This is a genomic window from Streptomyces sp. NPDC039465, from assembly GCF_055639315.1.
In genome coordinates, this window is sequence record NZ_JBVKAP010000004.1 from 29,493 (window position 1) to 43,622 (window position 14,130).

A 14,130-nucleotide genomic window follows, 5' to 3' on the forward strand; every position below is an offset into this window, starting at 1 on the left:
ACGCTCGTCACGACGGTCACGGTTGAACGGACGGTCGTTGTCCCGACGGAAGCCACCACCGGAGGGGCGGTCGTCACGACGGAAGCCACCACGGTCGTCACGGTCGTCACGACGGAAACCACCCGACGGACGGTCGTTGTCCCGACGGAAGCCACCACCCGAGGGGCGCTCGTCACGACGGTCACGGTTGAACGGACGGTCGTTGTCCCGACGGAAGCCACCACCGGAGGGGCGGTCGTCACGACGGAAGCCACCACGGTCACCACCGCGGTCGTCACGACGGTCACCACCGCGGTCGTCGCGGCGGTCACGGCGGTCGAAGTTGCCCCGGTCGTCGCGGCGCTCGAACGCCGGACGCTCCTGGCGCTCCGGGCGCTCCTCAACCACCGGCGCGGCCGCGGCGGCGACCTCGGCCTCGGCGGCCTCCGTCACCTCGGCGATCGCGGCCTGCGGGTCTTCGCCGCGCTCACGGGCGGCGCGGGCCACCAGACGGTCGGCCTCCTCGCGGAGCTCGGCCGCGCGGCGCTGGACGCGCTCCAGCTGGCGGGTGAGGTCCACGACCTCACGCTCGGCCTGCTTGGCGGCGTTGTTGGCGGAGTCGGCCTGGACCTCGGTCAGCGAACGGGCGCCGGTGATCTCGGCGACCTCCGGGTCGAACGCCCCGGCGCCGCCCACGATGTGGCGCGAGGCGTCGACGCCCGCGTCCTCCATCAGACGGAAGATCTGGCGGCGCTGGTGCGGCAGCGCCAGCGAGACGACCACACCGGAGCGGCCGGCGCGGGCGGTACGGCCCGAGCGGTGCAGGTAGTCCTTGTGGTCACCGGCCGGGTCCACGTTCAGGACCAGGTCGATGCCGTCGACGTGGATACCGCGGGCGGCGACGTCGGTGGCGACCAGCGCGTTGACGTAGCCGTCCTTGAAGTCGGCCAGGACGCGGGTACGGGCACCCTGCGTCATACCGCCGTGCAGCGCGTCCGCCTTCACGCCCGCCTCGACGAGCTGCTCGGCGATGCGGTCGGCGCCCAGCTGGGTCCGTACGAAGATGATCGTGCGGCCCTTGCGCGCGGCGATGGCGGCGGTGACCGGGGCCTTGTCCTTCGGCTTCACGACGAGGACGTGGTGGGTCATGGTCGTGACGTTGCCCTGGGCGCTGTCGACCTCGTGGCTGACCGGGTTGTTCAGGTAGCGCTTGACCAGCGTGCCGATCTCGTTCTCCATGGTGGCGGAGAAGAGCATGCGCTGGCCGCCCTCGGGGACCTGGTCGAGCAGCTCGGTGACCTCGGGCAGGAAGCCCAGGTCGGACATCTGGTCGGCCTCGTCGAGGACCGCGACCTTGACCTGCTCCAGGGAGCAGGCGCCGCGGTTGATGATGTCGCGCAGACGGCCCGGGGTGGCGACGAGGATGTCGACGCCGCGCTCCAGGGCGTAGATCTGGTTGCCCATGGACGTACCGCCGCAGACGACCTTGATCTTCAGGCCGAGCACGTCGCCGTAGGGCTGGAGGGCGTCCGCGACCTGCATCGCGAGCTCACGGGTCGGGGTGAGGATGACCGCGCGGGGCTTCTTCTTCTCGGTGTGGCCGCCGGCCAGCTGGGCCAGCGTCGGCAGACCGAAGGAGAGGGTCTTGCCGGAGCCGGTACGGCCACGGCCGAGGATGTCCTTGCCGGCCAGGGCGTCCGGGATGGTCGCCGCCTGGATCGGGAAGGGCGTGGTCACACCGTTCTGCGCGAGCTTGCGCACGACGCCCTCGGGCAGGCCCAGGTCGCCGAAGGTGACCGTCGGCTCGGCGGCCTCGGCCTCGACGTCGTCGGCGGCGTCCGCGGCCTCGACGGCCGCCTCGATGACGGTCTCGACGGCGTCGGAGACGACGATCTCGTCGTTCTCGTCGTTCTGGGGCAGGACGGTGTGGTCAGAACTGAAAATGGACATGCGAAATGCGAAACCTTCCGGAGTCTCGGCACGCGCCCGTCAACTCCGTGTTTCGCACTACGACCGCCTCAATGCGGTCAGCCACGGCAAGGGAGAGAACGCGCCACGCGGCGCTCTTCTGTGGCTTTTCCACCAAGAGGGCCGGGCAAATGGGATCAAACGATCTACCACCATACGCACCCTCCCCCACCCAACGCAAACTGACCTCCGTCACACCGGTCCGACCTGCGGCGATGCCTCCGGTTCCGTATGCGTCTCCTCCCCGTCCGCCGCCTTCATCGCCCCCATGTGGGTCTCCGCCGCCGGGCTCGCGGAGGGCGGGTCGGACGGCTTCGGGGGCTCCGGCGTCGGGCTCGGCGGCGGCTCCTCCACCGGCGGGGTGGACGCGGGCGGAGTCGGCTCCTCCTCCGGCGGCACCGGATCGCCCCCACCGCTCGGCTCCGGCGGCCGGGGCTGCGGCGAGGGGTCGCCACCCGGCCGGCCAGGGCCCGCGGGCTTCCCGGACGGCGCCGGCGAGGCCCCGGGGGCGGCCGAGGCCTTGCCACCCTTGCCCGGCTCGGCGGCCTCGTCCTCCGGCGCGCCGGACTCGCCCGACGTACCCACCGGGTCGTGCCCCGTACGGCCATGAGCCCCGCCGGACCGCTCGGCACCGGCGTCCGGGTCGGCCGCCTCCCCCCGCCGGTCGGCGGACTTGGACGGCGTGGGCTTGCTTGCGTCGTCGCTCACGCTCATGCAGCCGCTCAGGCTGCCGGCGGAGGCCGCGACCGCGAGCGCGGTGACGGCCCATCTGACGGGTGCGGGCAGGGCGGACAACTGGCGCACGAGGGGCACCTCCGGGGGCACGGAACGGCGGGCAAGGGCAAGGGATCCCCCTGCCCAACTCCCGGCGCACCGCAAGGGACACGCCCGCGCGCCCCACCGTCCGCCACCGCACGCGCCGCCGCGCGCCCCGCCCCGGGCCGACCGTCACCCCGCCGCGCGCCCGCACCCGAAGCCCGCCCCAGGTCAGCCCACGACCGCGCCGCTCACCCGGGTCCGCGCGCGCCGCTCACCCGTACCCGAGGGCGTGCAACCTCTCGTCGTCGATGCCGAAGTGATGGGCGATCTCGTGGACCACGGTGATCTCCGTCTCGGCCACGACGTCCTCGCGGGACTCGCACATCCGCAGCGTCGGCCCCCGGTAGATCGTGATCCGGTCCGGCAGCACCCCCGCGTACCACTCACCGCGATCCGTCAGCGGAGTCCCCTCGTACAGCCCGAGCAGCTCCGGATCCTCCGCCGGGGGTTCGTCCTCCACGAACACCGCGACGTTGTCCATCAGCCGCGTCAGCTCCGGGGGGATCCGGTCCAACGCCTCGGCGACCAGCTCCTCGAACTCCTCGCGTGTCATCTCCAGCACCCCACCATTGTCACGCAGTTCACACCGGCCCACAGAGGGGCGCGGAGGGGGCATGCCCGCGGTCACGACCGGGCATACGGGACCAATGGTCCGAGATCTCTCCCTCGCCCGTGCACGACCCCTGCGCCGCGTGCTCGCCCTCGCCGCCGTCGCCGTCCTCGGCGCCTGGCTCGGCCTGCTCGTCGTCGGCAGCATCACCGGCCTCGGGGGCATCCGCACCCCCGTCGGCCCCGTGGACACCCGGATGGCCCTGGAGCCCTCCCTCAACGGCGGCACCCGAATCGACGTCCCCCCATTGGGCGCACTCGACCTCGCCTCACACACCGCGCCCCTGCGGCTGGACGTGGCCGTCGACCGCCTCGACCCGGTCCGCTCCCGTGCGCTGGTCGAGCACCCCGAACGCATCTCGGGCCTCCAGGAGGAGATCGCCCAGGACGTCACCACCGGCGCCCGCGACCTGGCCCTGCGCTCCGCCGTCGCCATCGTCACCGGCGCCACCGCCCTCGGCCTCGTCGTCTTCCGCACCCCCCGCCGCGCCCTCGCCTGCGGCGGCCTCGCGCTCGCCCTGCTCGCCTCCTGCGGCATCAGCGCGTACGCCACCTGGAACCCGAAGTCCGTCCTGGAGCCGAAGTTCTCCGGCCTGCTGAGCAGCGCCCCCTCCGTGGTCGGCAACGCCCGCTCGATCGTCACCGAATTCGACGTCTACCAGAAGGAGTTGGCGCGCCTGGTCACCAACGTCACCCGGCTGTACGACGCCACCTCCACGCTCCCCACCTACCAGCCGGACCCCGGCACGATGCGGGTCCTGCACGTCTCCGACATCCACCTCAACCCGGCGGCCTGGCACATCATCAGCTCCCTTGTGGAGCAGTACGACATCAACGTGATCATCGACTCCGGCGACACCATGGACCACGGCAGCGCCGCCGAGAACGCCTTCCTCGACGCCATCCCCGACCTGGGCGCGCCCTACGTCTGGGTGCGGGGCAACCACGACTCGCGGACCACCCAGAGCTACCTGTCCCGGCTCAAGAACACCCACGTCCTCGACGACGGCCGGGCCGTCACCGTCGGCGGGGTGCGGATCGCGGGCATCGGCGATCCGCAGTTCACCCCGGACCGCTCGGTCCTCGCCCCGGGCGACGACGCCGAGCGCCGCGCCGGGAGCCGGCTCGCCGCCGCCCTGCGCGCCCAGCAGCGGGCCGGCACCCCCGTCGACATCGCCGTCGCCCACAACCCCGTCGCCGCCCGCGAGACCGACGGCGCGGTGCCGCTGGTCCTGGCCGGGCATGTGCACCGCCGGGAGTTCTCCGCCCTGCCCGGCGGCACCCGCCTCAAGATCGAGGGCTCGACCGGCGGCGGCGGGCTGCGCGCCGTGCAGAACGAGACCCCCGAGAAGGTGCACGCCTCGGTCCTCTACCTCGATCGGACCAACCGCCGCCTTCAGGCCTGGGACGAGATCACCCTCGGCGGCCTGGGCCTGACGACGGCCGAGGTCAGCCGCCATCTGCCAGGGCCGTGAACCGGCCCGGGGGGCGGGGCCGCGGGCCCCGCCCGGAAACCGTTTTGGCGATAGCCCCCGGCATCCCATATGCTTCTCACGTCCCCGACGCGCTGCAAAGCGCCCAGGTGGGCCCTTAGCCCTCATCGTCTAGTGGCCCAGGACGCCGCCCTTTCAAGGCGGTAGCACGGGTTCGAATCCCGTTGGGGGCACGCTTTACCGTGTGCGAGACTCGTCTCGCACTACGCTTGGTCCTGTGGAGCAGTTTGGAGTGCTCGCCACCCTGTCAAGGTGGAGGCCGCGGGTTCAAATCCCGTCAGGACCGCTGTGGTCACGCGAGTGATCGCGTGGCTGGGTAGCTCAGTTGGTACGAGCGATCGCCTGAAAAGCGATAGGTCGCCGGTTCGACCCCGGCCCCAGCCACCACCCGAAGGCCCCGTCCGATGGACGGGGCCTTCGCCGTTCCCCTACGCCCTCTCCCGGCGGCGCCACCCACGCACACCCAGCACGAGCGAGACGACCGCGACCACCGCCATCAGCAGCGCCCAGTCCGGTACGGCCCGGCCGAGGCCGGAGACCCGCTGCTCTACGGCGAACGAGTCGTCCACGGAGAGCAGCCCCGGCAGGGCCGTCGTGCCGTCGAAGACCAGGAAGAGCGTGCCGAGCGCGAGGAAGAACAGCCCGGACAGCAGCGACGTGGTGTGCAGCTCGACGCGTCCGAGGCGCACGGCCCGCCCGCGCAGCCACCGCCGGCGCCCCAGGTCGTAGCGCTCCCACAGCAGCGCGAGCAGGAACAGCGGCACGGCCATCCCCAGCGCGTAGACCGCGAGGAGCAGCCCGCCGTACGCCGGGGAGCCGCTGAGCGCGGCCACCGTCAGGACACTGCCGAGGATCGGCCCCGCGCAGAACCCGGCCAGGCCGTAGACCAGCCCCAGGGCGTAGACGGACAGGGCGCTCGTCGGACGGATGCGGCCGCTCGCCTCGGCGATCCGGCGGGAGGCGAAGCCGATGCCGAGGACCTGGAGCACGCCGAGGACGATGATCAGCCAGCCGCCGAGGGCGACCAGCAGGTCCCGGTGGCCGTAGAACAGCCGCCCGGCGAAGGAGCCGGCGGCGCCCAGCGGGACGAGGGTGGTGGCGAGACCGGCGTAGAAGATGCCGGTACGGGCCACCAGCCGGGTCGTGGAATCGATCGAGTACGCGAAGAAGGCGGGCAGCAGCAGGGCGCTGCACGGGCTGAGCAGGGCGAGGAGGCCGCCGAGGAAGGCGGCCAGATAGCCGATGTCGGGGGTCACCGGCCGGTCTCCTCCGGGGAGGCGGAGGCACCGGAGGACGGCGTCGCCCCGGACGAGGCACCCGCCGCCCCGCCGGGCTTCGCGCCCGGCTTCTTCGCCGCGTCCGCCTTGGCCGCCTCGATGGCCTGGGTGAAGGCCTCCATGGGCTGGGCCCCGGCGATCGGACGGCCGTTGACCAGGAAGGACGGGGTCGAGGTCGCGCCCAGCGCGTACGCCTGCTCCTGGTCCTTGCTCACCGCCGCCCGCGCCGCGGCGCCGTCGGTGTCCCGCAGGAACCGCTCCAGGTCCGGCACGCCGGCCTCCTGGGCCAGCGCCTTGAGCCGGTCCTTGCCGAAGCCCTTCTCCTTGGCGCCCTCGGCATAGGCAGCCTTGTGGAACTCCCAGAACCGCCCCTGCTGCCCGGCCGCCCACGAGCCCCGCGCGGCCGCCTCCGACTCCTCGCCGAAGATCGGGAAGTTCCGCCACTCGATGCGCAGGGTGCCGTCGCCGACGTACTTCTCGATCAGCGCGGGCTCGGTGTCCCGGGCGAACTTCCCGCAGTACCCGCACTTGAAGTCGGCGTACTCGATGAGCACGACCGGCGCGTCCGCGCGGCCCACGGCGAGCGGGTCCTTGGCGTCACGGCGGGCGTACTTCTCCAGCTCCGGATAAACCCCCGCGCGCGGCCCGGCCGAGCTCACGGCGGCCGGGCCGGAGCCGGCTTCTCCGCCCTGGTCGGGCCGGGTCGCGGTGTACGAGACGACGCCGAGCAGGACGGCGGCCACGGCGACCCCGGCACCGAGCGCGAGCGGCTTGAACGTGGACCTGGACGTGGACGTGGACATGAGGGAACTCCTGAGCGCATGCGATTACGAAAAGGCACAAAAGGGATGGCGGAGAGGGGACGGGTCCCGTCGGCGCCGGGCTATACGCGCAGGATCGAGAGGTCCACGGGAGAGGGCGGGACGAGCTCCGGCGGCTCATGGCCGGGGACGAGGCTCCGTATGGGAGCGTCGGCGCCCCAGGCACCGGCCGCACCCCGCATGTCATGGAGCGCGGGCAGCAGCTCGGCCGAGGAACCGGCGCGCGGCGGGGTGGCGGGCCCCGCGCCGCCGCCGTCGGGGGCGCTCTTGCCGCAGCCGGGCGCCTGCTGGTGGTCGACGACGGTCACGGCGGGGGCGGGCCTGGTCTCGGCCGCCGACACCCCCGAGCAGACCATGAGCCCCAGGAGCGCCCCGAGCACCACCAGCGCCAGGGCCGCGAAGCGGCGCACGGGGCTGGAGGCGCGAGTCATGCCCGAAATGGTACGGGTCCCCGCCCGGGAGCCGCCGCCAACCGGCCACCGGCTCTGCCCGGCAGAGCCCGGCCACCGGCCCCGGCCCGGCAGAACCCGGCCCCCGGCACCACCGACCGGCCGCCGGCGCTGCCCCGGCAGAGCCCACCGCCACCAGGCCCGGCCCCGCCCCGCAGAGCCCGCCGCCACCGGCCATCCGCCCCGCCCTACACGGCCCGGCGCCCGAGAGCCGGAAATGGGTTCGCCACCCTCGCGGCCCGGGTGAGACCCTGGTCTCCGTATGTCTACTTCCTTCGCCGCTCTCCAGACACTGCTGGCCGAGGTCTCGCTGCGGGACGCACACCGGCTCGGCCGCCGTCTCGAAGGCGCCCGCCGCATCCGTAAGCCCGAGGCCCGGGACGCCGTCCTGGACGAGATCGCCGCCGAGGCCGGCAAGGCCAAGGAGCGGGTCGCGCTGCGCGCGGGACGGGTGCCCCCGGTCTCGTACCCCGAGCAGCTCCCGGTCAGTCAGAAGAAGGACACGATCCTGGAGGCGATACGGGACCATCAGGTCGTGATCGTCGCCGGTGAGACCGGTTCCGGAAAGACGACCCAGATCCCCAAGATCTGTCTGGAGCTCGGGCGTGGCGTCCGGGGCATGATCGGGCACACCCAGCCCCGCCGGATCGCCGCCCGCACGGTCGCCGAGCGGGTCGCGGACGAGCTGAAGACCCCCCTCGGCGAGGCGGTCGGCTGGAAGGTCCGCTTCACCGACCAGGTCAATCCGGACGCGACCTTCGTCAAGCTGATGACCGACGGCATCCTGCTCGCCGAGATCCAGACGGACCGCGAGCTGCGTGCCTACGACACGATCATCATCGACGAGGCCCACGAGCGGTCCCTCAACATCGACTTCCTGCTCGGCTACCTCGCCCAGCTGCTCCCGAAGCGCCCCGACCTCAAGGTCGTGATCACCTCCGCGACGATCGACCCGGAGCGCTTCTCCCGCCACTTCGGCGACGCCCCGATCGTGGAGGTCAGCGGCCGGACGTACCCCGTCGAGGTGCGCTACCGCCCTCTGCTGGAAGAAGACACCGAGGACTCCGACCGCGACCAGATCACCGCGATCTGCGACGCCGTCGACGAGCTCCAGGGCGAGGGCCCCGGCGACATCCTGGTCTTCCTCTCCGGCGAGCGCGAGATCCGCGACACCGCGGACGCGCTCAACAAGAAGCAATACCGATTCACCGAGGTCCTCCCCCTCTACGCCCGCCTCTCGCACGCCGAGCAGCACCGTGTCTTCCAGCCCCACACCGGCCGCCGGATCGTCCTCGCGACCAACGTCGCCGAGACCTCGCTGACGGTCCCGGGCATCAAGTACGTGATCGACCCGGGCACCGCCCGTATCTCCCGCTACAGCCACCGCACCAAGGTCCAGCGCCTCCCGATCGAGCGGATCAGCCAGGCCAGCGCCAACCAGCGCAAGGGCCGCTGCGGCCGTACGTCGGACGGCATCTGCATCCGGCTGTACGACGAGGACGACTTCAACGCCCGCCCGGAGTTCACCGACGCCGAGATCCTGCGGACGAACCTCGCCTCCGTCATCCTCCAGATGACCGCGGCCGGCCTCGGCGACATCGAGAAGTTCCCCTTCATCGACCCGCCGGACCACCGCAACATCCGCGACGGCGTACAGCTGCTCCAGGAGCTCGGTGCGATCGACCCGGCGGAGAAGGACCCGAAGAAGCGACTGACGCAGACCGGGCGGAAGCTGGCCCAGCTGCCGGTCGACCCGCGGCTGGCCCGGATGGTCCTGGAGGCCGACAAGAACGGCTGCGTACGGGAAGTGATGGTGATCGCGGCCGCGCTCTCCATCCAGGACCCGCGCGAGCGGCCCGCCGACAAGCAGACCCAGGCCGACCAGCAGCACGCCCGCTTCAAGGACGAGACCTCCGACTTCCTCGCGTATCTGAACCTGTGGCGGTACGTGCGCGAGCAGCAGAAGGAGCGCGGCTCGTCCTCCTTCCGCCGGATGTGCAAGCAGGAGTATCTGAACTTCCTGCGGATCCGCGAGTGGCAGGACATCTATTCGCAGCTGCGCACGGTCGCCAAGTCGATGGGGATCCACCTCAACGAAGAGGACGCGCCCGAGCAGCACGTCCATGTGTCGCTGCTCGCCGGCCTCCTCTCCCACATCGGTCTGAAGGACACCGACAAGAACGAGTACCTGGGCGCCCGCAGCGCCAAGTTCGCGATCTTCCCGGGCTCGGCGCTCTTCAAGAAGCAGCCGAAGTTCGTGATGTCGGCCGAGCTGGTGGAGACCTCGCGGCTGTGGGCCCGGGTCAACGCCAAGGTCGAGCCCGAGTGGGTCGAGCCGCTCGCACAGCACCTGCTCAAGCGCACGTACAGCGAGCCGCACTGGGAGAAGGACCAGGCGGCCGTGATGGCCTACGAGCGGGTCACGCTCTACGGCGTCCCGATCGTCGCCCAGCGGAAGATCAACTACGGCCGGATCGACCCCGAGGTCTCCCGCGAGCTGTTCATCCGCAACGCCCTGGTCGAGGGCGACTGGCGCACCCACCACAAGTTCTACGCCGACAACCGCAAGCTGCTCACCGAGGTCGAGGAGCTGGAACACCGGGCGCGGCGGCGGGACATCGTCGTCGACGACGAGACCCTCTTCGACTTCTACGACCACCGCATCCCCGACCATGTCGTCTCCGGGGCGCACTTCGACTCCTGGTGGAAGCAGAAGAAGCGCGAGGAGCCCGAACTCCTCGACTTCGAGCGGGAGATGCTGCTCACCGAGAAGGCGGCCGGGGTCACCAAGGACGACTACCCCGACTCCTGGCGGCAGGGGCAGCTCAAGTTCAAGGTGACGTACCAGTTCGAGCCGGGCGCGGACGCGGACGGCGTCACCGTCCACATCCCGCTCCAGGTCCTCAACCAGGTCACGGACGAGGGCTTCGACTGGCAGATCCCGGGCCTGCGGGAAGAGGTCGTCACCGAGCTGATCCGGTCACTGCCCAAGCCGATCCGCCGGCACTACGTCCCCGCGCCGAACTACGCCACCCGCTTCCTGGAGCGGGCGGTCCCCCTCCAGGAGCCGCTGACGGTCACGCTGGCGCGCGAGCTGAAGCGGATGGTCGGGGTGCCCGTCGAGGCGGACGACTTCGACCTGAGCCGCGTCCCCGACCATCTGAAGATCACCTTCCGGATCGTCGACGAACGGCGCCGCAAGCTCGCCGAGAACAAGGACCTGGAGACGCTCAAGCTCCAGCTGCGCCCCAAGGCCCGCCAGGCCCTCTCCAAGGCCGCCGCGGCGACCGCGGGGCCCTCGGGCGAGTCCATCGAGCGCACGGGCCTCACGGACTGGACGATCGGCACGCTGACGAAGGTCTTCGAGACCCGCCGGGCCGGCCAGCCCGTGAAGGCCTACCCCGCGCTCGTGGACGCCGGCGAGACCGTGGCCGTACGCCTCTTCGACACCGAGGCCGAGCAGGCCCAGGCGATGTGGCAGGGCACCCGGAAGCTGATCATGCTGAACATCCCGGTGAACCCTGCGAAGTTCGCCTCGGACAAGCTCAGCAACCAGCAGAAGCTCGCCCTCTCCCGCAACCCGCACGGCTCGGTGCAGGCCCTCTTCGACGACTGCGCGACCGCCGCGGCGGACAAGCTGATCGCCGACCACGGCGGGCCGGCGTGGGACGAGGAATCGTTCCGCAAGCTCTTCGACAAGGTCCGCGCGGACCTCGTCGACACGACCGTACGGACCGTGGGGCAGGTCCAGCAGATCCTGGCGGCCTGGCAGGCGTGTGAGCGCCGCCTGAAGGCCACCAACAGCCTGGTGCTCCTCAACAACGTCCAGGACGTCCGCGACCAGCTGGCGTGGCTCATGCCGGCGGGCTTCGTCACCAAGACCGGCCTGCGCCGACTGCCGGACCTGATGCGCTATCTCGTAGCCGTGGACCGCCGTCTGCAGCAGATGCCGACGGGGGCCCAGCGCGACACCACGCGCATGGAGAAGGTCCACGAGATGCAGGACGAGTACGCCTGGCTCCTGGAGCAGCTGCCGCAGGGGCGGCCGGTGCCGCGCGAGGTCCTGGACATCCGCTGGATGATCGAGGAACTGAGGGTCAGCTACTTCGCGCACGCGCTGGGCACGGCCTATCCGGTGTCGGACAAGCGGATCGTGAAGGCCATCGACGCGGTCGTCGGCTCCTGACCACGATCGGGTTCGACCCCACCCCCTGACCTGCTGTACAGTCTCTCTCGCAGCCAAGCACGAATCCGGCTGCGAAACCTGGTCCTGTGGAGCAGTTTGGAGTGCTCGCCACCCTGTCAAGGTGGAGGCCGCGGGTTCAAATCCCGTCAGGACCGCAAGCGTGAGAGCCCGCACCGATCGGTGCGGGCTCTCTGCATGTGGCGAGGCCGCCTGGACGACACCGGAAGGCCGCGCCACGCGGCGGAGCCGCGAATCGACACAGCAAATCCCGTCAGGACCGCAGTAGAAGAAGGCCCGCACCGATTGGTGCGGGCCTTCTTCGTGTCCCATCCCTTGACGGGGTCATCTGCCGCCGGTACCCCAGACATCAGGGAAGCGGGGTCCCACACCGGAGGTGCGCGCATGGCGGCGGCATCCACTGCGAGGCACGAGACGCGCGCGCTGCTGCGCGCCCATCTGGCGGCCGCGTCCCGCTACGGCCATGTCACCCGGCTCTGCCCTGTCTGCCACCGCCTCCTGCGGCTCGCCATGGAGTTACCCGCCGACGAGACCGGCGACGCCGTGGCACCGCCACCGGACACCGAGGACGAAGGTCCCACCGGCCCATGACCATCGGCTGGTTGCGGCGACTTCCCGAAGTGGCAGGCTCTTCCCATGGCAAGAGTTTGACCGTGTGACGGGAGTCACCGAACGAGTTTCGGAAAGGTGTCCGCTTACACCCTCCCTACATGGGCCCGATTTAATATGTGCAATTGCACGGCCTTGGGGCGGCCTCCGGGCGGGCATAAAAAAGATCGCGCTGGACCCGGCGGAGTCCAGCGCGATCGATGACGAAGACCTGTTGGGGCAGGCAACCGTCGATGGAGCTATGGGCGGGCGGTCAGGTTGGGGGACCTGGAAACGCCCGGTCTATCGGGGTGTTCAGGCCTCGCTGCGCTGCTGCGGAATACCCGCCAGCAGTGCGCGGACCTCAGCCTCGCGGTACCGACGGTGTCCACCCAGCGTGCGGATGGACGTGAGCTTGCCCGCCTTCGCCCAGCGGGTCACCGTCTTCGGGTCCACGCGGAACATCGTGGCAACCTCAGCGGGCGTCAGCAGCGGCTCGGCATCAGGGGTGCGAGCGGTCATGAGCGGCCTCCTCGGGAGAACCGAACCTTCTCGGTTCTTTCCTCTAAATTCTGCACCTTGACCCGCGTTGCCCGAAATGGCAGACGCGAGCCGAGTCGGTTATAGGACGAACGGCTTGTCCTCGGCACTACAACTACACCATCTGTCCAGCCACGTCGGCCAAACCGATGGAATTGCCCTCTCAGGTGTTCATCAGCGGCGGAAGCCGATGGACCATGCCATAGCGGACAGTCACGTCACAGTGACGATCAGTCACAGAGCGATCAGGAGTCGTCAGACCCCCCATAGAGTGCAATGCTGAGCGTTCCGTCCCAATGCAGGACGGAAGGAACCCTCCCCGGACTCCTTGTCCTATTTTGGCACGAGGGTGGGCGATGGGCGCAAGGGCACCGTTAGTGCAGTCCGTCACGCTTGAGCCAAAGGCCCGGATCGGGACCTACGTCCTGAACGGAGCCCCGAGCCGAAGACAGCAGCCTCAGTTGGCGAACTGCCGGTCCCGGATCGTCCGCCACCGCTCCGCGAGGCGCTCGTACGCCGCCTGCGCGCCGGGCCCGTCACCGTCCCGCAGCGCCGCGATCCCCTCGGCCACGTCCGCCGCCGACCGGTCCTTCGCCAACTGCTCCTCCGTGAGGGTATGCACAAGCCCGCCGTAGTCCAGCTCGACCAGCGAGCGCGGATGGAACTCTTCCAGCCAGCGGCCCACCTCCACCAGCCCCTCGGTCAGCGGACCTTCGACCGACGCCTCGCGCAGGGTCCGCAGCGCCCGCGCCAGCCGCCGCCGCGCCTCGACCATCGGCGTCCGGTAGCGCAGCCGCGGCGGCGCCCCCGCACCGGCCGCCGGCACGTACTCCCGCTCCTCGTCGGCGAAGACCGTGAACCATCGGACCGGCACCTGCCACACCGCCGTCCTGATCCACGGCCGGGCGTCCGGGTTGCCCTCGCGCCAGCGCTCGAAGTCCGCCGCCGCCTGCCCCCGCACCACCGGCGGCAGCACCGCGTCCAGCAACAGCGGCGGGAGCTGCCCCGCCAGCTCCTCCAGCGCGAGCCACCCCCGCAGCCTGGTCCGCCACGGACAGACGCACACCACCCCGTCCACATACGCCACGAAGGCGTCACCGCTCTCGTGGACCGGCACGGCCACCGGCGGCGTGGGCAGCAAGTCGGCGAGCGAACGGCGCAGTTCGTCCTGGGCCGTGGGGATCGTCCGGCGCCGGGCGTAGCGGGCCCAGTGACCCCGCTCCGGCTCCGGAAAGGCCGCGAGCGGCTCGTACACCCGTAGGTAGGCGGCGTACGGAACGAGCACCGACGAGACGACCGACATGTCGTAAATCCTTCCACGCGGGTACTCCGGCAGGGGGTGATCCTCGGCACTGGGTCGGATCTACGCACCCGTAGGACTTA

Annotated in this window: 11 protein-coding genes and 4 tRNA genes; 7 read left to right on the forward strand and 8 right to left on the reverse strand. The window is 71.0% G+C overall.

Going from position 1 to position 14,130, the window contains the following annotated elements:
- From ACZ7LT_RS14520 to ACZ7LT_RS14530, 3 genes are all read right to left on the reverse strand, one after another.
- A partial coding sequence (locus ACZ7LT_RS14520; protein WP_471236382.1) for a DEAD/DEAH box helicase occupies positions 1-1,929 on the reverse strand: 1,929 nt, incomplete at its 3' end.
- Positions 1,930-2,139: 210 nt separating this feature from the next.
- Complete coding sequence (locus ACZ7LT_RS14525; RefSeq protein ID WP_471236383.1) at positions 2,140-2,751, reverse strand: hypothetical protein; 612 nt, start codon at positions 2,749-2,751, stop codon at positions 2,140-2,142.
- A 226-nt stretch (positions 2,752-2,977) separates the two neighbouring features.
- Entirely contained in the window at positions 2,978-3,328 is a 351-nt protein-coding gene (locus ACZ7LT_RS14530; protein WP_363310554.1) for a metallopeptidase family protein, read from the reverse strand.
- Between the two features lie 85 nt (positions 3,329-3,413).
- Here ACZ7LT_RS14530 and ACZ7LT_RS14535 point away from each other — a divergent pair, with 85 nt between their 5' ends.
- The 4 genes from ACZ7LT_RS14535 to ACZ7LT_RS14550 all read left to right on the forward strand — a co-directional run bounded on the left by ACZ7LT_RS14535 (position 3,414) and on the right by ACZ7LT_RS14550 (position 5,255).
- The gene (locus ACZ7LT_RS14535) at positions 3,414-4,850 is read left to right on the forward strand and encodes a metallophosphoesterase family protein (protein WP_471236384.1); all 1,437 of its coding nucleotides are present in this window, start codon (positions 3,414-3,416) and stop codon (positions 4,848-4,850) included.
- Between the two features lie 118 nt (positions 4,851-4,968).
- Positions 4,969-5,041 (forward strand) — tRNA-Glu (locus tag ACZ7LT_RS14540).
- Between the two features lie 38 nt (positions 5,042-5,079).
- Positions 5,080-5,154: transfer RNA gene (locus tag ACZ7LT_RS14545), tRNA-Asp, on the forward strand.
- Positions 5,155-5,178: 24 nt separating this feature from the next.
- Positions 5,179-5,255 (forward strand) — tRNA-Phe (locus tag ACZ7LT_RS14550).
- Between the two features lie 41 nt (positions 5,256-5,296).
- On the opposite strand, the gene ACZ7LT_RS14555 is transcribed toward ACZ7LT_RS14550, so the two are convergent.
- The 3 genes from ACZ7LT_RS14555 to ACZ7LT_RS14565 all read right to left on the reverse strand — a co-directional run bounded on the left by ACZ7LT_RS14555 (position 5,297) and on the right by ACZ7LT_RS14565 (position 7,397).
- On the reverse strand, positions 5,297-6,124 hold the full coding sequence (locus ACZ7LT_RS14555) for a cytochrome c biogenesis CcdA family protein (RefSeq protein ID WP_471236385.1): 828 nt from the start codon (positions 6,122-6,124) through the stop codon (positions 5,297-5,299).
- Positions 6,121-6,948 carry a DsbA family protein gene (locus ACZ7LT_RS14560; protein WP_471236386.1) on the reverse strand — a complete coding sequence of 276 codons (828 nt, stop codon included), beginning with the start codon at positions 6,946-6,948 and terminating at the stop codon, positions 6,121-6,123. Before ACZ7LT_RS14560 ends, ACZ7LT_RS14555 begins: the two co-directional genes overlap by 4 nt.
- Positions 6,949-7,028: 80 nt before the next feature.
- Positions 7,029-7,397 (reverse strand): hypothetical protein, encoded by a 369-nt coding sequence (locus ACZ7LT_RS14565; protein WP_471236387.1) that lies wholly within the window; start codon positions 7,395-7,397, stop codon positions 7,029-7,031.
- 280 nt (positions 7,398-7,677) lie between these two features.
- On the opposite strand from ACZ7LT_RS14565, the gene hrpA reads away from it, so the two are divergent.
- The 3 genes from hrpA (at position 7,678) to ACZ7LT_RS14580 (ending at position 12,210) form a co-directional block, all read left to right on the forward strand.
- Entirely contained in the window at positions 7,678-11,601 is a 3,924-nt protein-coding gene (hrpA, locus tag ACZ7LT_RS14570; RefSeq protein WP_471236388.1) for an ATP-dependent RNA helicase HrpA, read from the forward strand.
- An 80-nt stretch (positions 11,602-11,681) separates the two neighbouring features.
- Positions 11,682-11,756, forward strand: a tRNA-Asp gene (locus ACZ7LT_RS14575).
- A 247-nt stretch (positions 11,757-12,003) separates the two neighbouring features.
- A complete protein-coding gene (locus ACZ7LT_RS14580; protein ID WP_471236389.1) occupies positions 12,004-12,210 on the forward strand; it encodes a DUF6274 family protein in 207 nt (68 codons plus the stop codon).
- Positions 12,211-12,522: 312 nt separating this feature from the next.
- On the opposite strand, the gene bldC is transcribed toward ACZ7LT_RS14580, so the two are convergent.
- Positions 12,523-12,729, reverse strand: a complete 207-nt coding sequence (gene bldC / locus ACZ7LT_RS14585; RefSeq protein ID WP_003949541.1) for a developmental transcriptional regulator BldC — start codon at positions 12,727-12,729, stop codon at positions 12,523-12,525.
- Between the two features lie 475 nt (positions 12,730-13,204).
- Positions 13,205-14,050, reverse strand: coding sequence for a DUF8083 family protein (locus tag ACZ7LT_RS14590; RefSeq protein ID WP_471236390.1), 846 nt, complete (start codon positions 14,048-14,050; stop codon positions 13,205-13,207).
- Positions 14,051-14,130 lie beyond the last annotated feature (80 nt).